Source organism: Robinsoniella sp., from assembly GCF_034124845.1.
The window spans coordinates 1-25,748 of sequence record NZ_JAWYAJ010000603.1 but is presented as its reverse complement, the minus strand read 5'-3'; the positions used below and the strand labels follow the sequence as shown (position 1 = coordinate 25,748).

19 protein-coding genes are annotated in these 25,748 nt (G+C 43.4%); 5 read left to right on the top strand and 14 right to left on the bottom strand.

The window, feature by feature from the left end; translation table 11 throughout:
- The first annotated feature begins 11 nt into the window (after positions 1 to 11).
- Both ACH2DQ_RS29690 and ACH2DQ_RS29685 read left to right on the top strand, forming a co-directional pair.
- Positions 12 to 1,709 carry a glycoside hydrolase family 3 protein gene (locus ACH2DQ_RS29690; protein WP_394912982.1) on the top strand — a complete coding sequence of 566 codons (1,698 nt, stop codon included), beginning with the start codon at positions 12 to 14 and terminating at the stop codon, positions 1,707 to 1,709.
- 119 nt (positions 1,710 to 1,828) lie between these two features.
- On the top strand, positions 1,829 to 3,607 hold the full coding sequence (locus ACH2DQ_RS29685) for a glycoside hydrolase family 2 protein (protein WP_394912981.1): 1,779 nt from the start codon (positions 1,829 to 1,831) through the stop codon (positions 3,605 to 3,607).
- A gap of 163 nt (positions 3,608 to 3,770) precedes the next feature.
- Here the strand turns inward: ACH2DQ_RS29685 and ACH2DQ_RS29680 are convergent, their stop codons facing one another.
- Both ACH2DQ_RS29680 and ACH2DQ_RS29675 read right to left on the bottom strand, forming a co-directional pair.
- Complete coding sequence (locus ACH2DQ_RS29680) at positions 3,771 to 4,424, bottom strand: copper homeostasis protein CutC (protein WP_394912980.1); 654 nt, start codon at positions 4,422 to 4,424, stop codon at positions 3,771 to 3,773.
- 33 nt (positions 4,425 to 4,457) lie between these two features.
- Positions 4,458 to 4,631: a hypothetical protein gene (locus ACH2DQ_RS29675; protein ID WP_394912979.1), complete on the bottom strand. Its 174-nt coding sequence runs from the start codon at positions 4,629 to 4,631 to the stop codon at positions 4,458 to 4,460.
- 177 nt (positions 4,632 to 4,808) lie between these two features.
- Between ACH2DQ_RS29675 and ACH2DQ_RS29670 the strand changes: the two genes are divergently transcribed.
- The 3 genes from ACH2DQ_RS29670 (at position 4,809) to ACH2DQ_RS29660 (ending at position 8,665) form a co-directional block, all read left to right on the top strand.
- Positions 4,809 to 5,207: a GntR family transcriptional regulator gene (locus ACH2DQ_RS29670; protein WP_394912978.1), complete on the top strand. Its 399-nt coding sequence runs from the start codon at positions 4,809 to 4,811 to the stop codon at positions 5,205 to 5,207.
- The gene (locus tag ACH2DQ_RS29665) at positions 5,204 to 6,628 is read left to right on the top strand and encodes a PH domain-containing protein (RefSeq protein ID WP_394912977.1); all 1,425 of its coding nucleotides are present in this window, start codon (positions 5,204 to 5,206) and stop codon (positions 6,626 to 6,628) included. The genes ACH2DQ_RS29670 and ACH2DQ_RS29665 overlap by 4 nt, the downstream gene beginning before the upstream one ends.
- A gap of 750 nt (positions 6,629 to 7,378) precedes the next feature.
- Positions 7,379 to 8,665, top strand: coding sequence for a serine dehydratase subunit alpha family protein (locus tag ACH2DQ_RS29660; RefSeq protein ID WP_394912976.1), 1,287 nt, complete (start codon positions 7,379 to 7,381; stop codon positions 8,663 to 8,665).
- A gap of 104 nt (positions 8,666 to 8,769) precedes the next feature.
- Here ACH2DQ_RS29660 and ACH2DQ_RS29655 read toward each other — a convergent pair whose 3' ends face one another.
- The 12 genes from ACH2DQ_RS29655 to ACH2DQ_RS29600 all read right to left on the bottom strand — a co-directional run.
- Entirely contained in the window at positions 8,770 to 9,984 is a 1,215-nt protein-coding gene (locus ACH2DQ_RS29655; protein WP_394912975.1) for a DUF4340 domain-containing protein, read from the bottom strand.
- A complete protein-coding gene (locus ACH2DQ_RS29650) occupies positions 9,984 to 11,414 on the bottom strand; it encodes a GldG family protein (protein WP_394912974.1) in 1,431 nt (476 codons plus the stop codon). The genes ACH2DQ_RS29655 and ACH2DQ_RS29650 overlap by 1 nt, the downstream gene beginning before the upstream one ends.
- 12 nt (positions 11,415 to 11,426) lie before the next feature.
- On the bottom strand, positions 11,427 to 12,290 hold the full coding sequence (locus ACH2DQ_RS29645) for an ABC transporter permease (RefSeq protein WP_394912973.1): 864 nt from the start codon (positions 12,288 to 12,290) through the stop codon (positions 11,427 to 11,429).
- Entirely contained in the window at positions 12,274 to 13,434 is a 1,161-nt protein-coding gene (locus ACH2DQ_RS29640) for an ABC transporter ATP-binding protein (RefSeq protein ID WP_394912972.1), read from the bottom strand. Before ACH2DQ_RS29640 ends, ACH2DQ_RS29645 begins: the two co-directional genes overlap by 17 nt.
- A gap of 231 nt (positions 13,435 to 13,665) precedes the next feature.
- The gene (locus tag ACH2DQ_RS29635; protein ID WP_394912971.1) at positions 13,666 to 13,965 is read right to left on the bottom strand and encodes a hypothetical protein; all 300 of its coding nucleotides are present in this window, start codon (positions 13,963 to 13,965) and stop codon (positions 13,666 to 13,668) included.
- 219 nt (positions 13,966 to 14,184) lie between these two features.
- A complete protein-coding gene (locus ACH2DQ_RS29630; protein WP_394912970.1) occupies positions 14,185 to 16,473 on the bottom strand; it encodes a hydratase in 2,289 nt (762 codons plus the stop codon).
- Between the two features lie 67 nt (positions 16,474 to 16,540).
- Positions 16,541 to 17,629 carry a CdaR family transcriptional regulator gene (locus ACH2DQ_RS29625; protein ID WP_027295352.1) on the bottom strand — a complete coding sequence of 363 codons (1,089 nt, stop codon included), beginning with the start codon at positions 17,627 to 17,629 and terminating at the stop codon, positions 16,541 to 16,543.
- 69 nt (positions 17,630 to 17,698) lie between these two features.
- Positions 17,699 to 18,157 carry a hypothetical protein gene (locus ACH2DQ_RS29620; protein ID WP_394912969.1) on the bottom strand — a complete coding sequence of 153 codons (459 nt, stop codon included), beginning with the start codon at positions 18,155 to 18,157 and terminating at the stop codon, positions 17,699 to 17,701.
- Positions 18,158 to 18,312: 155 nt separating this feature from the next.
- Positions 18,313 to 18,579: a hypothetical protein gene (locus tag ACH2DQ_RS29615; protein ID WP_394912968.1), complete on the bottom strand. Its 267-nt coding sequence runs from the start codon at positions 18,577 to 18,579 to the stop codon at positions 18,313 to 18,315.
- Positions 18,580 to 18,632: 53 nt separating this feature from the next.
- Positions 18,633 to 20,390, bottom strand: a complete 1,758-nt coding sequence (locus tag ACH2DQ_RS29610; protein ID WP_394912967.1) for a sensor histidine kinase — start codon at positions 20,388 to 20,390, stop codon at positions 18,633 to 18,635.
- A 5-nt stretch (positions 20,391 to 20,395) separates the two neighbouring features.
- Positions 20,396 to 21,937: a response regulator gene (locus ACH2DQ_RS29605; protein WP_394912966.1), complete on the bottom strand. Its 1,542-nt coding sequence runs from the start codon at positions 21,935 to 21,937 to the stop codon at positions 20,396 to 20,398.
- A gap of 173 nt (positions 21,938 to 22,110) precedes the next feature.
- The coding region (locus tag ACH2DQ_RS29600; RefSeq protein WP_395028859.1) for an Ig-like domain-containing protein at positions 22,111 to 25,748 on the bottom strand (3,638 nt) is incomplete at its 5' end.

Sequence of the window (25,748 nt, the reverse complement as noted above, 5' to 3'; positions counted from 1 at the left end):
AGGAGGCGCAAATGGTAAACTTAAAAGAAAAACCTTATTATTTATCCGGCGAGGATATCCGCTGGGTGGAAGAAACAATGGAAAATATGACAGATGAAGAGAAAACCGGACAGCTGTTTGTAAATATGGTTACAAACCGTGATCCGGCTGCACTAAAAGAAACCCTGAACCACTTTCATCCAGGTGCGATCCGCTATCACAACGCTTCCAAAGAAGAAATCTACGAACAGAACAAAATACTCCAGGAAAATACAAAGATTCCGCTCCTGATTGCCTCCAACTGCGAAGCAGGCGGAAACGGCGGTGTGGATGGCGGAACCGCCATTGCCAATGGTGCAGCCATAGCAGCAGCCGATGACGAAGAACTTGCTTATGAAACGGCAAAAATTGGTGCCATAGAAAGTGCCGCCATCGGATGCAGCTGGAACTTTGCGCCAGTCACAGACCTTCTCTATAACTGGAGGAATACCATCGTACAGCTCCGGGCATTTAACAGCAGCCCGGATGACACAATCCGTTATGCCAGAGCATTTCACAGAGGTACCAGAACGCAGAATATTGCCACCTGCTGCAAGCATTTCCCCGGCGACGGTCTGGAGGAAAACGACCAGCACCTGATAATGGGCATAAACGATATGAGCTGTGAGGAATGGGATGAGACTTACGGGAAAGTATATCAGACATTGATCGATGACGGGGTCATGACCATAATGGCGGGACATATTGCACTTCCTTCCTATAGTAAAAAGCTGTGCCCATCCATGCAGGATCAGGATATTCTTCCCGCAACGCTGGCTCCCGAGCTGATTAGCGGCCTGTTAAAAGAAAAATTAGGCTTCAACGGGCTTGTGGTCACAGATGCCTCCCATATGATTGGCATGTACGCAGCTATGCCCCGGAGTGAACAGGTGCCCAGGGCAATTGCTGCCGGCTGCGATATGTTTTTATTCTTTAATGATCCGGAAGAGGACTTTGGTTATATGCTAAAGGGTTATCAGGATGGCATTATAACCAAAGACCGTATGGACGATGCCCTCCGCCGCATTCTGGGCATAAAAGCCGCACTGGGACTGCACAGGCGCCAGGCACTGGGAACCCTGGTGCCTCCCCGGGAAGGACTTTCCGCCGTAGGCTGTGCAGAGCACCATAAAGCAGCCTCACTTGCAGCGGATAAATTTATTACCCTGGTCAAAGACACCGCACACTGCCTGCCCCTTACCCCGCTCCGGTATAAAAAGTTAAAACTGGTCTTTATATCGGGTGAAGGAACGGTGATTGCCGGAAAATTAACGGCAGATAACAGCGGTGAGATTAAAGAAAACCTGATCCGCATACTGGAATCCCGGGGATTTGAAGTGGATGGAGACACACCTGCCCAAAAGGGTAAAATGGAAGAATTAAAACGTAAATATGACGCCTGTCTGGTTGTAATGAACGTGGTTGGATTTGCCCAGTACAATACGATGCGTATTAAATGGGCAAATCCCTGTGACCAGCCCTGGTACGTATCCGAAATTCCTACCGTATTCTTATCCCTTGGCTTTACCAATCATTTGATTGATGTCCCTATGGCGAAAACTTATATCAACGCCTATCTGAACTCGGAGGAAGCTATCTGCGCAGCCGTGGATAAAATGATGGGTAATTCGCAATTTAAGGGACGTTATAATGAAAATGTGTTTTGCGGAAGATGGGATACACGAATTTAGAGCCAGATCAACCTATTGCCGCGGCGATGTGCCCGGCTGCATTTTCTGAAAAAGATATCTGCACGAACCTTTTTGTGCTATAATCAAACATATCATTTTATAAAAAAGGGGATGTTCTCATGAATCTAATCGATGCAGTTTCTTCTTTACAGCTTTTCAAAAGAAAAGAAACGCCAAAACAGCTGACTACCGTTTGGGGCGAACAGCTTGACCCGGAACACGTATTAGAGGAATATCCTCGCCCACAGCTGAAAAGAAATGACTGGATAAATTTAAATGGATACTGGAATTACCGGATTACAAATGACCGGAAATATCCGGGAAATATAAAGCAGAAGATACTGGTGCCTTTTTCCCCGGAAGCAAGTCTCTCTCAGGTGAACCACACCCTTATGCCGGATGAATATCTGTGGTATGAGAAGTCCTTTTATTTAGAAGACTATCCCCTCCCAAGTCCCGGGAAACGGCTTATCCTCCATTTTGGGGCGGTGGATCAGATCTGCTCTGTCTGGTGCAACAAAAAATTTGTATGCAGCCACCAGGGCGGCTATCTGCCGTTTTCAGCGGATATCACTTCCAGGCTGCGCAGAGGTGAAAATGTTATCACGGTAAGGGTGCAGGATGAAACGGATAAGTCCTACCAGAGCCGGGGAAAGCAGACCCTACAGCCCGGAGGTATGTTCTATACCCCCCAAAGCGGAATCTGGCAGACGGTGTGGATGGAGTGGGTGCCGGAAAATTATATCAGTTCCATACGCATTACCCCCCAGCTGGATGAAGCCGCTGCTATTCTTGAAGTGACTATGCAGGGAGATCCCGCCTGCGAAAAGAACATCACCGTTTATGCAGATGGCAGGGAAATTTATTCCGTACAGACACAGAAGGAATCTCAGACGATTCCAATCCGGGACCTCCGTCCCTGGTCACCGGAGTCACCTTTCCTGTATGATATTACTATTACAGCCGGAAATGACAGGGTAAGCAGTTATTTTGCAATGCGTAAATTTTCCTCCTGTACGGATTCCAGGGGAATACCCAGACTCTGCCTGAATAACCAGCCGTATTTCCAAAATGGTGTGCTGGATCAGGGGTACTGGCCTGACGGGCTGTACACACCGCCTTCTGACGATGCCATGATCTTCGACATCCAGGCTATGAAAGACCTTGGATTTAATATGATCCGCAAGCATATTAAAATCGAACCTCTGCGTTGGTATTACCACTGTGACCGGCTGGGAATGATCGTGTGGCAGGATATTGTAAACGGAGGCGGACGTTCTTATCTTACCTTTTTGTGTTACCTGCCCACGCTTCTTCCTTTTGTAACCGCACATTTTAAGGACAGCCATTATAAGCTGTTTTCCCGAAGCGACTCCCAAGGAAAGAGGCTCTGGCTGCGGGAATGCAAAGCCACTATTGAGCATCTCTATAACGTACCATCTATCGGTTTGTGGTCAGCATTTAATGAAGGCTGGGGGCAATTTGATGCAGTAAAGGTTACAAACCTGATTCATTCACTGGACAGTACCCGCCCGGTAGACCATGCCAGCGGCTGGTATGACCAGCACTGCGGCGATGTGAAGAGCGTCCATAATTATTTCCGCCCCATTAAAGCAGAACTGGACAGCAGGCCGTTCGTATTGTCCGAATATGGCGGATATATCTGCCACATTCCGGAACATTCTTATTCCCAGCAGGTATTTGGGTACCTGAAATGCAAGGATACAAATGAATTTACCCATAAGTTCCAAGATGTCATGGAAGAAATCAGGAATGCCAGTAAAGAAGGACTCTGTGCGGCGGTTTATACCCAGGTGTCCGATGTGGAAGAAGAGGCCAACGGGCTGTATTCTTATGATCGTAAGGTATGTAAGGTGAACAGACCTAAAAGAGGTTAGTACATCATTGCATAAATAATCAAGTAATACACTTCGGCTATCCGCACCAGGAAATCCTGTGTGTATTACTCAATTATTTAAGCAATGATGTACTAGATCGGTTTTACACAGCAAAAAGCGATGGCCGCACTTTTTATAGTCAGACCACCGCTTTTCGTTTATTCTAATCTACTATTTTTGTACCATGGATTTCTTTGAATCCCAGCATCCCATGAAGTTCTTCTACATTTCGGCTGGTAACTCCGCCGCCCGGCATGATAATGATTCTTTCCCCGGCATAATCCAGCAGTCTTTTCAAGTTATCCACATTGTCCCCTATTTTCGTACCACCTTTTCCACCATGGGTAAGAATTCTGTCCACATGATGTGCGCAAAGCCAGTCAATTGCTTTTGGCTGAAGTTCATAGGGGATTTCATCAAATGCCATATGGAACGTTACCAGAAGTCCTTCTGCCTTTGCCAGCAATACTTCCAGCATTTCTTCATCCAGCCAGAAATCTTCCGTCAGAGCGCCGATTACGATACCGGCTGCACCGGCTTCTTTGGCAATCTCTATATCCCTCAGCATCATCTTTAACTCTATATCATTGTAATGAAAGTTTCCTTTTCTGGGTCTGATAATACACATAACCGGAATATCTTTTTCATTTCCCAGCTGTATTGCCGCCTCCATAACACCCAGGCTTACGGTAGTTCCCCCCTCTGCCAGGTTATCACAGAGTTCAATGCGGTTTCCTCCATTTTCAATTGCTCTTGGTATATCTGTATAATTTTCTACACATACTTCTTTTAACATTTTATCAACTGTATTGCACATGCCATAGCAGGTCTGCAATAATGTCCTTTCCTTCTAATTTTTGCGCGCACGTTCGCTGATCATCTCCAGCGCACCCGCATCCAATGTAATTTCATCTAAATCATTTATATTATCCAGCACATCATCCAGCATATAGGAGAATGCCTCTGCACCTTCAAGCTCCACATTTTCATCATCGTCATCATCTTTTCTTGCAAAAAATCCCATGCTAAATTCCTCCTGATATTGATATTTTATTGCTTGCATTGTAACACAGGCGTTTTTTAAATTCAATGCAAAAGCTGTGAACTTTTTATTATCTTTCTCAAATGGTTGCTTATATTTGTATTATATATTATAATACAAATAATACATTTGGTACGTATCACTTAAAGGGGGAATTGTATGCTAATAACACTAGACTTTGCCAGCTCTGTGCCCATCTATGTCCAGCTGCGCAATCAAATCGTCATGGGTATTGGAAAGGGGAACCTGAAAATCGGTGAATCGCTTCCTACCGTCCGGCAGCTGGCACAGGATGCCGGAGTAAACACGATGACGGTAAATAAAACCTATCAGATTTTAAAGCAGGAAGGCTATATTGAAATAGACCGCAGGCACGGTGCAAAAGTGGCGGCATGCCTGGATATGAACCATGAATTTGAAGAAAAACTGACTTATGAACTGGAGCTGCTTAGCGCCCAGGCTGCTTTAAAAGGCTACGGCAAAGCAGAATTCATGAATATCTGCAGCCGCATGTTTGATGAGATGCATGTTACAGCATGTGAAGGGAGCACGCTATGATGACATTTATTATTTTATTTTGCAGTATAACAATTTTGGCAGCCTGCCATTTCACCTACAAGTCCGCCGCCAAATTAAACGGCAATCTTCTGCTGGGCGTAACTCTGCCCAAATATGAACCAGAATCTCCTGAAGTGATAGAAATTGTTTCGGCTTTTAGAAAGGCGCTGAATCTTCATTCCACGATTGGAGCTGCCGCCCACATTCCCATTCTGCTTGTATTATGGTTTTCTTATATCTCGGTATTTTTGATTCTATATATGCTGTGGTGTGTGTTTTACATGGGCGGATGCATGTACTTATATAAAAAGTACTTTTTAAAACTTTACAATCTAAAAAAGGAAAAGAAATGGTTCAACGGAGAGAAACTTCATATAACGGTCATTGACTCCCAGGTAAGTGCGGCAAAAGACCAGATGCCGCTCACGGCATGGTGGTTTCTACCTGCATTTCTCATCTGTCTGATCCCTCTTTTATTTCCCGGCGGGCTTACCTTCTTCCGTTCGGGCATCGGCGGTTCATTCCTTTTTCTGCTGCCATTCCTGCTGAAATTACTTTTTCTGATTTTGTATTATATTTTTGCCAAAAGAAGAACCATCACCTACAGCAATGATACGGAGCTGAACATGGCGTGCAATAAAATGACAAAACGGAGCTGGTCCATCTGCTGGATTCTGATTGCATTTATTGATTCCCTGTCCTTCCTGGCACTGGACTGGATTTTAATATCAGACGGTTTTCAGAGCACCTTTTTGTTCACGGTATACATTCTGATTCAGTCCCTGTGCATTTTTATTCTGCTGTACAGTGTTTCTTATATCCGAAAAAAAAGGATTTACCTGCTTTCTGCCGATAAGGAACCGATCATGGTAGATGAAGATGATTATTGGATAACCGGAGCCTACAATAATCCCAATGATCACAGCCTGCTGGCTCCCAGCCGTTATGGTTCCAATATCTCATTTAACATGGCACACCCAGCCGGCAGAATTATAACAGGTGGCTTGTATATTTTCACTGCTGTGCTTTGTATCTGGCTGAGTATAGTATTTTTGCGTTTTGATTTTGTTCCTTTTGATCTGCAGTTAAATGGGGATAACGTATCCATTACGGCAGCCGAATATGATATACAGTTTCCATTATCGGCGGTGGTGGATATCCAGTTAACGGACCAGGCGCCCCAGGGAACTTACTATAAAAATAATGGTGTGAATGCACAGCAGTACTTTTTAGGGAATTTTAAATACAAGGAATACGGTCAATGCCAAATGTATTACTACCGGGATTACACCCCTGTCATTAAAATTAAGACGGATCAGTATACGGTGTTTTTTAATACGAAAGACAGTGAAAAAACGGAAGAGATCTATCGGATGCTTAAGGAGGCTGTGAAAAGTAGGCAGCACGTATTACCTTTATAAGAGAACATCCAAAAAAGTACCGGGAAAAGTATATCTTCACCCAGTAGATACTTACATCGGTATTATTACCCCGGATGGAGGATTTGAAAGCAAGAAGCAAAAACTACTCTTACCTCAGTAGCGGTCAAGGAGTACGGATTTGTAAAAGCAGTCCGGGATACTTGCCCTTAGGGTTGGAAATAAGCGGTTGGAAATAATTGGCAAGATAAGCCTGGCATGTATGATATTAAGATGGTCTCCGGAATCGTATTTTTCGGAAGAACGGGACATAAAAACGCTGGAAATAAAACGAGATCATTGGAAAATAGAAAATACCTTGCATAATGACTTGGTGATGGATTAAGGAAAGACCGTTCAGCCGCACAGAAAAATAAAAACAACCTCGCAGACATATTTGACTTTTTTACAAAATAGTGCTAATATTGTAACATAGGAATAACCGTGACGTCGAGTAGCGGTTGACCCAATTAGGATGTCCTTCTTAGGACAAAAAGTTAACTACCCTGTTTGTCGAGAACAGGGTAGTTTTTTATGATCGCTTGTCTATGTAGGCAAGGAGTGCCAGCAAGAAAGTTCCAAATAATAAATATTCGGATAGTATCATAACAATTGATGCCACAGGAAACGATATCACACCTCTTGACTTCAGTCTTATAACTGTTTATGATAATAATAACTAAACCATCCAATCACCAGAGCGTGTTTACAAACCGGAATGCACGTATGCCAGAATAGCTAAGGGAGCCTCTTATGAAAAAAACTGACCTAAAATACCAGACCTATGTCCAGATTCTAAAAGAAGAATTAATACCAGCCATGGGATGTACCGAACCAATTGCAATTGCCTACGGGGCTGCGAAAGCCCGTGAAATACTTGGGTGCATGCCCCAGCACATCGAGATACAGGTGAGTGGTAATATTATAAAAAATGTAAAGAGCGTAATTGTCCCCAATACCGGAGGCTTAAAAGGAATCGCCGCAGCTGTGGTCGCCGGAGTCATTGCGGGGGATGCGGATAAGAAACTGGAAGTAATCTCACAGGTAACGGCGGAGGAAAAAGTAAAGATGAAGCAGGCACTCACCGATATACCCGTTTTGGTCAGGGAAGCAGATACCGATAGAATATTCGATATCATTCTTCTGTTGTCTGCCGGTGAATCCTGTGTAAACCTGCGTATCAGTGATTACCATACGAATATTGTGTACATCGAAAAAGATAAAAAGATACTCTATGAAGCGGGGGTCACGGCACTGGCTGAGACTCATCTCACTGACCGCAGTCTTTTGGATGTGGAAAGTATTGTGGATTTTGCAGATTCGGTGGACCCGGATGATGTCAGTGAGGTGCTTGACCGCCAGATTGCCTATAATTCCGCTATCGCCCAGGAGGGGCTTAAAGGAACATACGGCGCTAATATCGGTAATGTAATTCTCGCTACCTACGGCAATGATATCAAAGTCCGTGCAAAGGCTGCCGCCGCTGCAGGGTCAGATGCCAGAATGAGCGGATGCGAGCTTCCGGTTATCATTAATTCCGGAAGCGGAAATCAGGGGATGTGCGCCTCCCTGCCCGTTATCGAATATGCCAGAGAGCTGGGAGCAAGCCATGAAATGCTGCTGCGTGCTCTGGTGGTATCCAACCTGATTACCATTCACCAGAAGACCGGAATCGGCAGGCTGTCAGCTTACTGCGGAGCTGTCAGTGCCGGATGCGGAAGCGGAACCGGAATTGCTTATCTCATGGGCGGGGACTTTAAAGTAATTGCCCATACTCTGGTAAACGCCGTGGCGATTGTATCCGGCATTATCTGCGACGGTGCAAAAGCCTCCTGTGCTGCTAAGATTGCCGCCTCTGTGGACGCTGGTATTCTGGGGTATTATATGTATAAGAACGGAAAGCAGTTTTACAGCGGCGACGGTATTGTTACAAAGGGCGTGGAAGCTACGATCCGGAATATCGGGATTCTCGGTAAAGAAGGGATGAAAGAAACGGATAAGGAAATCATTAAACTGATGATTCAGGAGCCGCAGGATTAATCTCCTGAAATATTTGGAATAATTGATTTCTAATATGGTTGTAAAAAGGCAGACCAAGCATTTCCTATGTGGAAATACCTGGTCTGCCTTTGTTATTTTACAGCTTACTCTGCCTTCAGAAGATCACTGTACTGTGCTTCCAGCCATGGCTTTAATGCATCGGCTGACATGGTGTGTACTTCATTGTTGTCAGAAGTCTTCACGTAGTAATCTCCGTCCTCTGTCTGGTTTCCAATCTGAAGTACAATCTGTTTTTCTTCAGTAACCAGCTTTGTACTCTCAGTTTCGCTCTCAGACTCTTCTGATTGTCCATCTGCGGTTGCATTTTGCGTATCTGCAGTTTCGGACTCAGTTACTTCGCTTACGGTTTCTGCATCTGCAGTTTCGGACTCAGTTACTTCGCTTACGGTTTCTGCATCTGCGGTTTCCGGCTCAGCTTCTTCACTGACGTTTTCTGCATCTGTCTCCGTACTATCCTTTTCTACCGGCACCTCACTGGTTACCGTGTAGTCCAGCGTAATGACTGCTGACGGATCTTTCAAGCCGTACTGTTCCAGATCCTTACAGTTATAGTCAATGTAGTCTGTGAAATTTAAGCTGGTGACATTGGACAGCAGCTGGTTGGATTTGGTACCGTCCGCTTCCTTCTTCTGGTTTTTGCTGTCTGTCACACTCCAAGTTGCGGAATCGTCCCTGGATGACTCTAATGTGAGCTGATTATCCTGCTGGTCAATGACTGCTTTAATGATGCTGTTGCTGGTTATGCTTGGGAATGAACTGTCTACTACCAGGTCGTACAGCTTTCCGTTAAAAGCATTTGCAAAGGTGCTGCCTACGGTATAGACATGTTCCGGATTATTCATATACATATAATAATCTCCGGTAGTTTCATTTTCATTTCCAATGTAAAATACGGTCTCTACTCCATTATTGCTTGTTACCGTAACGGTATTCTGAGGCTCCTCAAGTCCGTAATCTTCCAGATTCTCAAGCTGTCCCAGATCTCTCACCGCTTTGATATCTTTGAAGTTATCCAGAAGGGTTTTCATTTTATCCTGGTCAACGGGGAAATTTTCGTCTTGTGTATAATGCCAGCTGTCATTTTCTTTTTTAAACTCAAGCTTTTCATTATCCAGAATATAAGTAAGTCCTGTTATATCCGTTTCCTCAATGGAAGTGACAGCAACGCTGGTATCTTCTGTTTCCGACTCTGCCTCCTGCTCTTTGTTATAATTTTTCAGGCAGAAATACGCTGCAGTCAGAAGAATTAATACAACAAGAGCAGAAAGTAAGCCTATTAATTTCTTCTTTTTCTTCATTATCGTTTTCTCCTTCTAAACCAGATTACTCCGCCTGTCAGCAGACAGATCAGCGGCAGAATTACAATTGCAAGGGAGCTTAAGAATGCTGAGGCTGCCGAAGTAATGGTCAGATAGCTCACCTGGGTACTCTTACTTGGGATGGACACACTTGCCTCCTGATCACACATCCAGCTCAGTGCATTTGTGAAAAGCTCTGTGTTGGCACCGGATACCGCACTGTCAATCTGTTCATTTAACATATTGCCGCTTGTGAGGTATACCAGTTTAGTTTCTTTGTCATCTACCGTTTCTGTAATTGCAGCGCCCACATCAAATGCGCCTGATTCATCCCCGTCTTCTTTAGACAGACTCGTCATATTTTCTGCATCCTTTTTTATATAAGCAGAATCCGATGTTGTAAGGAGGCTGCTGACCGTTACGGTATCCCTTTTTTCATCCAGTGTCTTAATTCCCTGTGCTACCGGCATTAAGATATAACGGCCGCTTAAACTGCTGACAATTTCGTGGCTTCCCATATTTGGAAGAAGGTATAGGGGATTTCCCGATGCATAATGATTTGCGTCTCCTTCGATCACTACGCCGCCCATTGTCTCTACGCCATATTCCTTTAATACTGATTCGAAATTAGGCATATCGGTACCGGTATAGTCTGAGACAAGCATTGCTTTCCCGCCTGCCTTTAAGTAATCGATGATCTTCGTTGCCTCCTCAGCCGAGATGTCCTTGGTGGGTGAGAAAATAAACAGGCAGTCCGCATCTTCGGGAACCGATTCCTGGGATACCAGATTCAGTTCCTTAATCTCTATATTTTCCTTTTCAATAGCGGCCTTCATTGTAGTGCTGACCGTTGCCTCATCGTGTCCTCCCAATACATACATTACAGGAAGTTCTTCCGAGGTTACGTAAGAAATAGCGCTGGTAATCTGCCCCTCACCGTCAAATCCGGTGACCTGGGTAGAATAAGTATTATAATCCACACTGGTTTCGTAGATATCACTGTAATTAATCACTTTACTTCTCTTATCACCCGCCACAATAATGCTGTTGCTGCTCACCTTTTCATCCGTATATTGGGAAGAAAAGTTAGGATACAGAGCAGGATCTTTGATTTCTACCTTTACATGGGAGGACAGATCCTTATAACGATCCAGAACTTCCTTTAAGGTACTGTCCTCCTGCCCATTCTGTGCAATCAGATAGAGGGTGACATCACTCTTTAACCCCTTGATAATTTCTTCTGTCTTGTCTCCAATGGTATAGAGTTTGTTATCACTGAAATCCAGTTTGGTGTATTTACCGGGAAGCTGCCCCACCACCAGGTTAATTACAATTACAATAGCTATGACGATAACCGTAATCGCAATACTGTAAGAACCATTTTTAACTTTTTTGTTGCTCCATTTCGGAAAAATATTTTTTATTTTCATAATCTGCCTCCTCTAGCTCCAGCGTCTCTTCTGTATTGACTGTACCGTCAAAAACAGAAAAACAGCAATAATAGATAAAAAGTATATGATTCCTCCCAAATCCAGAATACCGCTGACAAAGTTGTCAAAATGGCTGGAGATATCAAAAATACTCAATACCTTCTGTATTGCTCCTTCAAAGAGGCTTTGCTTCACAGTGTACAGAACAAGCAGCGCTGCTTCTCCTATAACTGCCACCAGGCATACCGTAAATAAATTCTTCATCACCATGTAAATGATCCCGCAGCACACCAGAAGTACTGCCGAAAATGCAATAAGTGAAGTAATTGCCGTTTCCGAAAAAAAGCTTTTAATCCCGCTCATCATATAGCAGATAAAAAGTACAACAAAAGTAACAACCGCTGCTATAATCTGACTCTCTGTAATGGAGGATAAGAAGATTCCAATGGCAATATTGGCACATCCCAAAAGGAAAAATCCAAGAACTGCAACGTAAGCCATTTTAAGGGATACGGTGCCGAAATTCTTTAGAATAATGGGATAGATGCAAAGTATAATCATGGGAATCAGGAAGATAACCATTAACGCCGTAAATTTCCCCAGTACAATATCTTTCACGGACAGGGGGGAAGTAAGCAGCAGCTGGTCTGTCTTCTGTTTCTTTTCTTCCGCCAGTACACGCATGGTCAATATGGGGGTTATAATGAGAAATACAAAGGTAATTGCCGATAGTGTATATCCAAAAATCGGGTATCCCATCTGGAGATTATATGCAGTAAAATACACGCCCGCCAGTAATAAAATAAATGCGATAAACACATAGCCCGTCATGGAAGTCAGATAAGATTTCACCTCTTTTTTATAAATCGCTGTCATGAACCTGCTCCTCCTTTTCCTCATTTTCTTCCTCTTGCAGATCTAAATTCTGTTCCTCATACTGCCCTGATAAAGAAGATGAAAGAACTCCTCCTTCAACCTTGCTATCAATTGCCCCTGCATCACCATACTGTTGTTCATAGGCTGCTTCCGACTCGCTCTGGGATTCGTTGTTGCTCTCATCACTGTGGGTTTCATCGGATACCTTTTTATCATCCGCTGTCAGTTCCAGGAATACATCCTCAAGCGATACCTTAGTAGATCTCATCATAAGAATCGGACATTGCGCTTCCGCCATTCCATAGAAGATCTCTTCTCGCACATCCGCCTGGTCTTTCGCTCTCACTTCAATGTCTATGGTATTTTCCTCATCGGAATCCCGGAAATCCCATTCCTCTATGTTCTCAATTCCCTTAAGAACCTCTTCGGCTTGTAATTGGTCTCCTTTCACTCTCAGATTCAGCGTTTCGCTTCCCTGCATAAGTTTACTCAGATTCTCAGGCGTGTCACTGGCCACCAGTTTTCCATGTGCTATGATCATAACATAATCACAGACAGCACTAACCTCTGATAGAATATGGGAACTTAAAATAACGGTATGTTTTTGACTCAGGCTCTTAATGAGTTCCCGAATCTCAATGATTTGCTTGGGGTCCAATCCAACTGTGGGTTCGTCCAGTATGATGACCTCCGGGTATCCCATAATCGCCTGGGCAAGCCCTACTCTCTGGCGGTAGCCCTTTGACAGATTCTTAATTAAACGGTTCTTCATGTCGGTGATCTTCGTCATTTCCATGACTTCGTTTATCATTTCCTGACGCTGATCCTTGGGGATTTTCTTCAGCTGTGCAACAAATTTCAAGTATTCCCAAACGGTCATATCAAAATAAAGAGGTGGCTGTTCAGGAAGATATCCGATACATTTTTTAGCCTCTTCCGGCTCCTCTAAAATATCGTGCCCATTAATGCTTACACTGCCTCCCGTTGATGCAATATAACCGGTAATGATATTCATTGTTGTGGATTTCCCGGCTCCATTGGGACCCAGAAACCCATAGATTTGACCTTTTTCAACAGAAAAACTAAGGTCATCTACAGCAAGATGATCTCCATACCTTTTGACTAAATTCTTTACTTCTATCAAACTTCTTCCTCCTTTTTCATTCACATAGCAGCTTCCCGGCACAGCATTGATGATGCCCTGGAGCGTGTTTGCTCCTATCTAAATTACGAGACAAATGTGTTTTTTATTAGATTAAAATGTGTTTTTTTTCTGAAAATTCTGTGAACGCAAAAAAAGAGCTGCCGCTTTTCCCTATTAAGCGACAACTCTTCCTGCTTTTATAAGCGCTGAGATCGTTACAGCGCTGTTAGATTAACCGCATTTTCTCCTGCTGTTAACATACTTATCCTTTTTTCTTTTATTGGAAACCAACTCCATAACTTTTGACTTGTATTCTTCATCAATACTGATTCTGGCAAGACTGACTAACCGGTAGGTATCCAGGTGGTACGGCAGGCTTTTGTGAAGTGCCAGATCCACCAGATACTTGGCTGATTTAAAACTGCTGAGATGCGTATGTCCCTCTTCAAATCTCTTTTCTGTATTATGTACCACAAAACCACCATCTGCACGGTAAACCTTGAAAGATTGTTTCGAATAAATTTGATTCATAGAACATTCCTCCTGTTTCATTTTGTCGTAAGCAGAACACAGTCCGCTTTTCCTGATTGTAGCAGTTTAACATAAAACCAAAGTCTGTTTTTTGTAAAGTCTGTGTTAGATTGTGTTTTAACATAAACACACTCCAGAACTTAGATGTGGAATTTCCTCTAAAAGCAAAAGACAAAAGCATTGTCCTTTGTATAAGACTATGCCTTTGTCTTTCTATTATTAACCTTTATAGTAATTTATTAAACAACCTTTTAAAATGATGGTTCTTTCATCATCTGTCAGTTCGCCCATCTTAAGGGTGAACTCTTTCATTGTGTCGCCTACTACATAAGCTTTCATTTCAGTTGCTTTGTCTTCGATTGCCTTACGTACATCCGGCACATAGATGTAATCTCCGTTTTTAAACGGAAGATCACCTTTATCAATCAGGAATGGAAGCATGCCCCAGTTAATCAGATTAGAGCGGTAACGTTTTGTCGCATATTCGTTTGCGATATTTGCCCATCCGCCAAGTACTTTCTGACAGGAAGCCGCCTGCTCACGTGCTGAACCGTCACCCGGTTTTACTGCAAAGATGGTACTTCCGATTCCGGTATTCTTCTCATTTGCATCGGGATACAAGGTATGAATCGTATTCACAACCGGCTCTAACTCAGCCAGTGCATCATATGGTGCCCCGCCGGTAAGTCTTGCTTTTTCAGCCGCATATACCTCTTTCGCACGTCCAACATAAGCCGGGTCTTTTCTGGACAAGGTAAATTCAGCCAGTCCCAGTGGGTTAGAACGGTAAGATGAAGTCTCTCCGGAAGGAATCAATTCATCCGTTGTTGTAACCGGATCGTGAATCTCACATACAACCTTGAGGATCATGTTGTCAGTAAGAGCGGACATTGCCGGCCAGTCTTTGATATTCGGTCCGAATTTAATTTCAACGGAAGGATCTGCGACACCCTTGCTGTCGAATACACGATTATCATAGATGCTCTTATCAAAGAAATATTTAGGCTTGCTGAAATTCACATCCACATCCGTTGCCGCTGTAAGATATCCCTTATTTGCAGCTGTTGCCGCAATGGAACGTGCGTCCATAAGGGCTACGGAAGAGATCTGTCCATTCTGAAGCTTACTTCCTTCTCTGTTCGGGAAGTTTCTGGTTGAATGGCGGATACTGAAGGCATTATTAGCCGGTGTATCGCCAGCGCCAAAGCAAGGACCGCAAAATGCCGTCTTCACAATGGCTCCGGTTGCCATTAATTCCGCAAGTCTTCCGTTTTTCGCAAGTTCCATATAAATTGGTGTACTTGCAGGATAGATGCTGAGGGTAAATTCATCCGATCCGATGCTGGCACCTTTTAAGATATCCGCTGCATCACAGATATTTTCAAATCCGCCTCCGGCGCATCCTGCAATAATACCCTGATCTACGTAGAGTCTTCCGCCCCTTACTTTGTCCTTTAAGGTAAAGTCAACGGCTCCGTCCAGGCTTACCAGCGCTTTCTTCTCCACATCCGCAAGAATATCCATTAAGTTTGCATTTAACTCCTCAATGGTATATGTATTGCTTGGGTGGAACGGCATTGCGATCATTGGTTTTACCTGGCTTAAATCCACATAAACCATACCGTCATAATAAGTTACCGCTCCCGGAGCAAGTTCCTTATACTCTTCACTTCTTCCATGAATATCATAGAAATCTTTGATTTCACTGTCGGTCTTCCAGATGGATGACAGGCAGGTGGTCTCCGTTGTCATAACATCAATGCCAATTCTGAAATCAGCACTCAGCTTATCCACTCCAGGACCTACGAATTCCATTACTTTATTATTTACATATCCGTTGGCAAATACCGCACCGATAATTGCCAGGGCTACGTCCTGAGGTCCGACACCCTTAACCGGTTCTCCCTCCAGGTAAACGCCTACTACTCCCGGCATATTAATATCGTAAGTTTTGGACAGTAACTGTTTTACCAGCTCCGGTCCGCCTTCGCCCATCGCCATTGTACCTAATGCACCATAACGTGTGTGGGAATCGGATCCCAGAATCATTTTTCCTCCGCCTGCAAGCATTTCTCTGGCAAACTGGTGGATAACTGCCTGGTGGGGAGGCACATAAACTCCGCCATATTTTTTCGCGCAGGTTAATCCGAACATGTGGTCATCTTCATTGATTGTTCCGCCAACGGCGCAGAGGCTGTTGTGGCAGTTTGTTAAAACATAAGGTACCGGAAATTTTTCCAGGCCTGAAGCACGTGCTGTCTGGATAATGCCCACGAATGTAATATCATGGGATGTGAGCTTGTCAAATTTAATCTTCAGCTTATCCATATTTCCAGAAGTATTATGGCTTTCTAAAATACCGTAAGCAATTGTATTTTTGGCAGCCTCGGCTTTTGCAGGAACATTATCGCCTAATTTGCTTTTGAGAACGGAAGCAGCCTGGCTGTTATCTTCCACAATTTCTGTCCCGTTCAGCAGGTATACGCCATTATCGTATAATTTTACCATTTGATCGTTACTCCTTTTCTATTATGTTTCCCAGAACCTGCCAGTGACAGGCTCTGATATATCTTCATTAAAAATCCTGTATTTCCATATATTTCATATAATTTACAACCATGAGGGCAATCTTGAACGTTAATGCGTCATCAAACACGCGGATATCAAGACCGGTGCTCTTCTGGAGTTTTTCCAGACGGTAAACTAACGTATTACGATGAACGAAAAGCTGTCTGGATGTCTCAGAGACATTCAGGTTGTTTTCAAAGAATTTATTGATGGTCATCAGTGTTTCATCATCGAAGCTGTCCGGCATTTTCTCACCGAATACTTCCTTCATGAACATCTGACACAGCGGAATCGGAAGCTGATAGATGAGGCGTCCAATACCCAGTGTATTGTATGCAATAATATTTTTCTCAACGTAGAAGATTTTCCCTACGTCCAGAGCCATCTTCGCTTCTTTATAAGACTTCGATACCAGTTTAATTTCATCCACAATCGTTCCGTACGCGATACGTACACTGGACATCGCCTCAGCATTTAACATATCCCTGAGCATCTTGGCAATCTCATCAATATCCTCATAAGTATCCTCGGGCTTTAATTCCTTTACTAAAATGATACTCTTTTCATCTACAGCAGTAATATAATCCTTTGGTTTTGATGCAAAAAGGCTCTTTACTGTCTCCAGTGCATTGTTGTCCTTTTCGTATTTTGTCTCTACCATAAATACCACACGCCTTGCCTCAGTTTCAATATGAAGCTTCTTCGCACGGTTATAAATATCTACCAATAACAGGTTGTCCAGCAATAAGTTCTGGATAAAGTTATTTTTATCAAAACGTTCTTTATAAGCGACAATCAGATTCTGAATTTCACAGACTGCAACTTTACCTATCATATATGCATCTTCACTGGAACCCTTGGCAATCAGAACGTATTCTACGGTTCTCTCATCAAATATCTTAAAGAAATGATATCCCTGTATAACCTGACTGTCTGCTGCAGAATCGGCAAACAGCTGCACGGTATCTCCTGCGATGTCATTGTCTGCAAAAGTCGTAACGACCAAACGTCCCTCCAGATCCATGATACACAGATCAATTCTGGTAATTGCACGTAATTCGTCAATAGCGTTTTGTAAAACCTGGCTTGAAATCATTCTTTCACTTCCTCACTTTGTAAATTTATACAGATACTATAAAACATTTTTGGGAAAATAGCAAATGTTTTACGCATGTTTCCCCATTACAGCATAAATAATTCCATGGAGGGGTTCCAGATTATCCCAGACCACACGGTTAGAATCCACGGACTTTTCACCGCAGTCAATGATACCCGTATGCTCTTTGATCTCCTCCATCTTTGCCTCCATTGCCTGTAATTCCGTAGGTGCAAGCCCTTTTTTCATATCCAGCATGGAGCCCGCAAACTTGTCGGCGTACACATGTGCCAGGATTTCAACAGCAAGTGAATGCCTTTTAATATTCAGCTCACATCCAAACTTTTCCTTGTAACGCCCCAGGGCATAATCAGCAAGTGCCAGGGAACCATTGCCCTCCTCATCCAAATAATCTTTCAGAATCTGATCGCATACAATGCGCACCCAGCTCTTCTCATATTTAACGGAAATGCCCCGGTATTCTTTTTCCCATTCATCACCTGTCTGTTCATTTGTTAATTCATCCATAAAGACTCCTTATCTCATCGTCGGTATATTTATCCGGCATCCTTACAGATAATTGTATAACTATGCATTTATCTGTATATAATAATTTAATTATCTTTCTTAAATCTCATTGTTTTCCTTATTATGTTCTATTATGATGGAACTATTTACTGCCATCAATTATTTTCTTGAAGGATCAGGTATTTTGCCTTTTCATAATCTTTCTTATGCACAAAGATCCTATACTGGCGTTCCTGTGCCGGATCTACGCCGGCACTTCCAAAATATGCTCTTGATGTACCTCTTCCGGGAATCCATTGTCCGCCATGGTTCATAACCTTATAATCATATTTAATTTTCGCCTGGTCCAGGATATCCCGGACACGGTTCATTTCAACCAGAGAGTAGCCTATATAAACATCACTTTTATCAAAACTGAACATGTTATTGCCCTCCTGTCATTTTAGATCTTTTCCTATTATAATATTACAATATTTCAGACCTGATTGCAATCTTTGTTCGTTACAAGCCATACATTCGGATTATTTTTCACCGGAATCTGAATGGTAACGGTGGTACCCTGATTCTCCTTGCTCTCAATCTTTATCCCGTACTCACTTCCATACAGAAGCTTCAGCCTGTCAGAGACATTGTTGATTCCGATTCCGCTGAAATGCTCTGTTTTGGCATTTTCTCCGGTCAGCTTCTGCAGGTTTTCATCTGGTATTCCCACACCATTATCCACTATCTGAATCTGAAGCTTACCGCTCAGCATACGTACCAAAATCTTGATATTTCCCTCTGCCTCATAAGGAAATGCATGGAAAAAAGCATTTTCAACAAATGGCTGCAGTATCATCTTAGGAATTTTACATTCCTCACACCCAAAAGTCACAAAATATTCCACCCGTACTTTATCTCCGTACCTGGTGTTGTTGATCAGCACATAATTTTTTAGGTTTTCAATTTCCCTTTCGATGGTAATATACTCATCCATATTACTGATTGTGCTTCTCAGCAGCGCAATGAAAGCATCTATGGTCTTGGTGGATTTCTCTACATCTCCCTGGAAAATAAGCCATTTAATACTTGCCAGGGTATTGTAGATATAGTGGGGATTAATCTGCATCTGAAGAGCGGCAATTTCCGCCCTGCGTTTTTCATTCTGAATGGTGAGCAGTTCACTGATATACCTGTTTAACTCGTCCAGCATCTCATTATAAGTACAGGATAATTCCTCCACTTCTCTGGATCCGGTAAGTTCTATATGCTCGTCATATCTGGTCTTTCTGGCATTTGACATCTTATGCACAAGCTTGGACATGGGAAGTGCCGTCTGTCTGGTTATAAAGAATATAATGATACATGCTGCCGCCGTTACACCAACGCAGATCACCCACAACAGCGGTTCGTTATACAGATTGCCCAGTGCCTTCTGGGTATTGATAATCCCATATGCCGTGCAGTGATAATAGGCAAGCTCCTTCTTTAGAACCATACCCGGATTTTTCTGCGGCATTTGCTTCCAGACCATCTGTCTGTCGGAAGAAGAAACCACTACCCCTTTTTGGTTTACCATATAAAACTCCGCATATTGTGATGTGAAATATTCATAATACCGCTTAAAATCCCGTTCTTTGAGTGTAATATACGCCACTCCGTAAGGTTCTTCGCTTCCGGTTGCACGCAGCGCTTTAACTGCCATCATCACCGGTGTATTTCTGGTGGTTGAAGTATAACCATTCTGTTTGAAGATATACTGCACGCTTTCGGGATTTTCCAACGCGTACCTGGCCTCTTCTGATTCCATAATCTCAGACACAGGGGTTATAATTGTTTCTTCCCGGTTGAGATAGCTCTTTCCGCTCTTGCTCACTGCCATTGCACTAATATTGTCCATACTGGAGGGAATGGCTTTTTTCATATCCTGATCGGCCTTGTATGTAATCTTAAAGGTAAACTGGGGACTCTGCTCTCCATCATGGAGATAGAGTTTTAAGTTCCAGCTGGAATTTAATGCACTGAAAAGCTTCATCAGGTCTTCATGATAATTATTCAGCTCATGTTCAATCCTTAAAAACACTTTTTCCTGAGACCTTATGTAGGTATCCACAAATATATTTTTCGACATACCGATAATAATCGCTGTAACTGCAAGTATGGCAAACAGAATTCCAATTGTAAAAACTGCTAGAATTTTCGTAACCATGCTCTTGGAATGGACTCTTTTTCCTGTCCATATGCTTCTCTTCATTCAGATCACCGACTATCCCTTCTGTATGCACTGGGTGTTTTTCCCGTAATCTTTTTAAAGACTCTGCAGAAATAACTATGGTCGGAATAGCCTACTACAGAACTGACCTGTGCTATCGAATATCTGGATTCTTTCAGAAACTCGCAGGCTTTCTGTATGCGGATTTTATTAACATACTCACTAAAGCCCTCGCAGGCATGCTGATTGAAGTAAGCAGACAGGTAGGAATAGCTGAAATTAAATTCTGCGGCGAGATTCTGAAGATTCAGTTCTTCCGTATAATGCTTCTGGATATAATCCAGAATTTTTCCGAGATATACGTTCTGGTCTTCTTCTGTGGTCTCAAGGACTGTCACAATCTTCTCCATGACCTCTTCAAAGACGTCCAAAAATTCTTCACACCAGGAAGATTTTTCAATTTTATCAAATGCTTCCCGGCTGATCTCTTCTAATTCCTGAGCCCGGTCATCCGAATCTCCGATCAGATTATATAAAAGGTTTTTTGTTTGGTTTTTCAGCTTAAATTCCGGCATCTGGATTTTTACCGCTTTTTCGATATAAATACGGAAAATCTCAATTGCCTCACTGTACTTATGGGATACAACCGATGATGCGAATTTCCGGAAATCAAATTTTTCCAGAGTATCTTCCTCGGTAACTTCCTGAATGCTGCACAAATGTATACCCCTGTAGTAGAAGCTCTCCCTCTCCAAAAATCCTGGCGTCTGAAAGTCTTTCTTTAAATGCTCCAGTTTCTTGTACTGGAATCCAAGAGTTCCAAGGATTCTCTCTGAAATCATCCCAAGCTGGTCCATAAATTCCTGCACATCTTCCATCAGCCTCTCTTCATCACGCACCCCGTAATTCAAAATCACACACAGGGTTTCCCGTCGCAGGAGAAACCTTAAATATTTGCAGTAGGTAATTTTATTCAGGAACTCTTCCATTTTTTCATACAGCACCGGAGAGATATCAACACCACTTCCGTCCCTGCAGCGCAGCGGGAGCACAAACAGGCGGTAACAGCTGTGGGGCAGTACATTCTGGAACTCATCCGTTCCCTTCAATTCATTTTCACACCCGGTCAGATATCTTTCCAGCATCTTGTCCAGACCGGATACCGTTTTTTTCTTTAATTGCAGATCCGGTATGTTCTGGGATACCTTTCTTACCAGTTTCAGAAGTTCCTCAGAATTAAGGGTAGGCTTTAGTACATAGTCTACTGCACCATTAAGCAGGGCTTCTCTCACATATTCAAAATTATCATAGCTGCTCAAAACAACGGTTTTAATATCCGGATATTCTCTGTTTACTATTTTAATAAAATCCAGTCCGCTCATAATTGGCATTGCAATATCGCATAAAATAATATGCGGTTCCAGTTTGGGTATCAGGTCCAGCGCTTCTTTCCCGTTGGATGCCTCTCCTACTATTTCGTATCCCTCTTCTTCCCATCTCATCATAAATCGTATTCCCTGACGCATAATAAATTCGTCATCCACTATCATTATCTTACAACTGCTTTCCATTTTCTTTTCCTTCTCCATTTTGTCCTTCGTTGCACATGCAGTTTCCCCGGGTAAATTCATAAGCAAAAAAATCCGGACATATCTAAATACGTAAGATACATCCGGATTTATGGCTTTGCTGACAGCGGCAGCTTCAAACACGCTATGAAACGCTATGAAGCGTGTTTGAAAATCGCCTTTATCAGAATCCACTAAAATGATACAATTTTTTCCGCCGCGTATTGCAGAATTACGGCTGCGTCCCCGCTGTCTGCCGTTCCATCCCCATTTACATCTCCTAACTGCTCCTGTTCCTCAGTAAACGGTCTGAGTTCTGCATTATACTTTAACAGTTCTGCGGAGTCATTTGTATCTACCACTCCGTTCAGGTCCGTATCTCCCATAAGGCGGGCTTTGAGAATCTCGTTCATCAGTCTCTTCAGCACTTCACCAATACGCCCTGCATCTGACTCCACATCATCATAAACCTTACGTGCTTCGTCTGTCAATCCCTGAAGCCCCGATATACTGCTTTCCAGGTATTTTTTTGAGTTATGCAGAATCTGGTCTGCAAAATCCAGTGCATTTTTAAGCTCCGATTTGTTACCTTTTCTAACCAGAGATGTCATTGCCTCTGCCAGTTCCCGATATGCCTTATTAATTTCACTTATGCCTGCCTGGCTATTTTCTGCAATTACCTTTGCTGCTTCCAGTGCAGTTCTTAATCCGGCAATGCTGGACGGTGTATACTGTCCCTCATTTTTTAATATCGTTTCCGCCTTCTGAATCAGAATGTCAAGCCTTGTGTCCTCACTCTTTAGCAGCAGTCCCGTCACTGCATCCATTAGCGTGCGCGCTGCCTCATTTACGGTTTCCTGGCTCACACCTTCATTTGTATAAACCCTTTTTGCCTCTGCCAGTGCAATTCTAACTGCCTCAATACTCTCTTCCGTGTACGGTGCCAGGCTTTCTTCATCTGCCAGTATTGCTTCCGCACCATCAATGACCGCCTTTAACCCTATTTTCTGTGTGTCGCTTTCCAGAAGATTGCATACGGTAATCAGCTTCAGGAATGCCCTGTCTGCCTCATCCTGAGTTACCTCCGGCTTCTCAAGTACTGCTTTTGCCAGAACCAGCGCCTCCTCTACTGCTGCCCAGCTATCCTCTGTAAAGCATGAATTCTCCTTTTGCTGCTTTTCTAACTTTTCAGCCATGGCAACCGCAAGTCTCAGGCTCGTCAAATCTGCTTCTTGTGTTTCCCCGCCGCCGTTGAGGTTCTCAACTGCCTGGCGGATTCTCAAAGCAGCCTGCTCCATATCCTTTTGACTGGTACCTGCACGGTAAAGAAGGGGATGTCCCTCTTTTACAGCTGAATCCAGCACTTCCAGCTTCTCCTGGGGATACTGGCTTCTGTCAATTGCAGCTGCATCGGCTAGTGCATCTTTTAATTCCTGCAGATTCAATTTATTTTGAATCCGGATAAAAGACAGTACCGGATCCGGACCTCCGTCTGCCGCTACGGATAGGGTTACATCTCCTGCCGTTTCACAGGTAAATTCATAGTATTCCTCATTCCAGGGATTGTTGTTTTTCCAGGTATTTGCTGTACCAAGTTCTGTCGTCTTTTCTCCGGCCGTCACCGATACTTTCATAGGGCGGTCCTGGTTCCACCACTCTTTGAATCCCATACTTACCCGGTATGTGCCTGCTTCCAGAGGAAACGTATAACGGATTACCTGTCCCTGATTTGCATACCAGCCGGTGTCATAATTATCATTTATATTTCCGTTGTATTCGCCGTATTCCTCTTCATATCCCCAGCTTCCTTCCACATACTTCTGGTCAGGAGATTTATTAAGAAGCTCTGCATAGCGGTTCACCCGTTTATACTCCGGTGACTCCGGGTTGTTACAGTCTATGAAATACTGTACATTTTCCGGTGTAACCTGAACATCCACAGCTGCCTTGACAGCTGTCTCAGAAACAGTTCCCTCCAGAGTGACATTACCGGTAAATTCTATACCCTCCAGGTTCCATACCACTTTCTTTTCCAGTTTGTTTCCCATATTTGTCCTAGCTGTTACGGTATCCGGGAGTATTGGCTGTACACCGCTTATCGTATAAACCTGCTCACTCTTGTCAATTCTTTCAATCTTTTCTTCCAGCGTTCCATTAATTATTCTTCCGCTGCTAATTTCCAAAAGCTTTCCATCCTGGTCAGCAGACTTGGAAATGGTAATCCTATGTTTTCCTTCTTCCAGTACGCCTGTATGATAGATCAGCACACCGCCTTCTTTCAGATCAGATACCAGGGAAACTTCCTGTTGTTCCCCGCCGTCCACAGATATATTTACAATTGCTCCTTCCGGCGCCCGGGTTCCATAAATCTGTGCCTGGGTACCCTCAAATGTAAATTCTGCCGTACCCTCCGGTGCTGTGGTATATTTTCCCCCTCCGAAATCTGCTGCTGAATTCCCCCAGGACCCGGTATAAGTAAATTTATTCACATCTGAAGTCCACTCTTCTTGCGGCTTTTCCACATTTGCATCAATTACTTTTGCATAGTCATCAGGACTGCATATGGTACTTCCATCGTTTGACCTGATTATATAAGTAGAGACGGAATTTGACGGCAGTGTGACATCCAGTACGCCATCGGCTACATCCTGAGTCTCTGCCAGCTGACAGCTCTCTGAGTCTGAGGTGCGGTAGAGCTCTGCTGCTTCAGCATTTTTGAATGCGCTTAAATCCACGGTTGTATTTCTCTCCCCTTCAAAATTTTGAGCGACAATAACCAGTTCATCACCTTTGGGCGAGATAGCAGCACACATATTAGAATCCTGAATATCAATCATTGTGTAACCCGCCTTTAGGTATTTGCTGTACTGCATCATGGTATAGAGCTGTTTGGTCACTGCCCAGTAGCCCTCACCTGGAACCCAGTCTTTGCGGTTTCCGTTTTCATCCACCAGATTTGTATGGTAATCCGGAACCGGCTGTCCGTCTTTTTCAAAAACTGCGTGGATCAATCCCCAGTTAGAATTTGTCTGAAGACACTCATATTCACTGTCAGCCACCAGCCATGCAATCCATGCCGTAGGCTGCATATACTTCAAATCAGCCATTATTCCTTCGCTCTGGGATCGGGTATTGGCTGCATCCATAGATTCGTGGCACCCATCATAATGGCTTCCTCCGCCTTTGGTAACCTCTGACATCCAAAGTCCTTTGTCATACTTTTCTGCAATCTGACGCAGTTCTTTTCTTTCACTGTCGCTGCCGCTGTATGTATGGGCACTGATTGTATCCATATTTGCTTTTATATCATCATCCAGCCGGTTAAAGGAATTAATTGCTGTCCACAGACTCGTCTCATCTGTTCCTGTAATTTTTATATCCTTCAGATTTCCCTGGAATTCCTCTGCTTTCATCGCATTTAACATTTCACGATATGCACGTGACTGCAGTTCTCCCGTATTGAAAATGCAGCCTTCCTGCTTTGTGCTTCCTTCATGCCAATAACTAGTGTCCGGTTCATTCAGCGGTTCAATATAGGATACACCCACTCCGAATTTTGATTTTAAATTTTGATCCACCCAGTTTGCAGACCGCGCCAGGTACATGGCAAAATCATCGTAATAATCATCTTTCAGGTTGTTGGAATCGTTCCAGTATCCTCCGGTGGAAGTACCTGACTTGGTCATATAATAGGGCGGTGAGTTAGAAAACACTTTGTTGATAATAGTATTTTCTTCTCCGGTTTCCTGTGCATAATCATAGCGGTATTTGTTTGCCTGCTCAAGCATCCACAGCTGACCCGCATCACTCATTTCTTCGGTAGTTTTCCCAT

Excerpts from the sequence above, each read along its gene's own strand:
- ACH2DQ_RS29610 (WP_394912967.1), bottom strand. The coding sequence starts at position 20,390 with ATGAAGAGAAGCATATGGACAGGAAAAAGAGTCCATTCCAAGAGCATG.
- ACH2DQ_RS29615 (WP_394912968.1), bottom strand. The coding sequence starts at position 18,579 with ATGTTCAGTTTTGATAAAAGTGATGTTTATATAGGCTACTCTCTGGTT.
- ACH2DQ_RS29680 (WP_394912980.1), bottom strand. The coding sequence starts at position 4,424 with ATGTGCAATACAGTTGATAAAATGTTAAAAGAAGTATGTGTAGAAAAT.
- ACH2DQ_RS29670 (WP_394912978.1), top strand. The coding sequence starts at position 4,809 with ATGCTAATAACACTAGACTTTGCCAGCTCTGTGCCCATCTATGTCCAG.
- ACH2DQ_RS29655 (WP_394912975.1), bottom strand. The coding sequence starts at position 9,984 with ATGAAGAAAAAGAAGAAATTAATAGGCTTACTTTCTGCTCTTGTTGTA.
- ACH2DQ_RS29660 (WP_394912976.1), top strand. The coding sequence starts at position 7,379 with ATGAAAAAAACTGACCTAAAATACCAGACCTATGTCCAGATTCTAAAA.
- ACH2DQ_RS29665 (WP_394912977.1), top strand. The coding sequence starts at position 5,204 with ATGATGACATTTATTATTTTATTTTGCAGTATAACAATTTTGGCAGCC.
- ACH2DQ_RS29605 (WP_394912966.1), bottom strand. The coding sequence starts at position 21,937 with ATGGAGAAGGAAAAGAAAATGGAAAGCAGTTGTAAGATAATGATAGTG.
- ACH2DQ_RS29630 (WP_394912970.1), bottom strand. The coding sequence starts at position 16,473 with ATGGTAAAATTATACGATAATGGCGTATACCTGCTGAACGGGACAGAA.
- ACH2DQ_RS29650 (WP_394912974.1), bottom strand. The coding sequence starts at position 11,414 with ATGAAAATAAAAAATATTTTTCCGAAATGGAGCAACAAAAAAGTTAAA.
- ACH2DQ_RS29635 (WP_394912971.1), bottom strand. The coding sequence starts at position 13,965 with ATGAATCAAATTTATTCGAAACAATCTTTCAAGGTTTACCGTGCAGAT.
- ACH2DQ_RS29625 (WP_027295352.1), bottom strand. The coding sequence starts at position 17,629 with ATGATTTCAAGCCAGGTTTTACAAAACGCTATTGACGAATTACGTGCA.
- ACH2DQ_RS29675 (WP_394912979.1), bottom strand. The coding sequence starts at position 4,631 with ATGGGATTTTTTGCAAGAAAAGATGATGACGATGATGAAAATGTGGAG.
- ACH2DQ_RS29620 (WP_394912969.1), bottom strand. The coding sequence starts at position 18,157 with ATGGATGAATTAACAAATGAACAGACAGGTGATGAATGGGAAAAAGAA.
- ACH2DQ_RS29685 (WP_394912981.1), top strand. The coding sequence starts at position 1,829 with ATGAATCTAATCGATGCAGTTTCTTCTTTACAGCTTTTCAAAAGAAAA.
- ACH2DQ_RS29690 (WP_394912982.1), top strand. The coding sequence starts at position 12 with ATGGTAAACTTAAAAGAAAAACCTTATTATTTATCCGGCGAGGATATC.
- ACH2DQ_RS29645 (WP_394912973.1), bottom strand. The coding sequence starts at position 12,290 with ATGACAGCGATTTATAAAAAAGAGGTGAAATCTTATCTGACTTCCATG.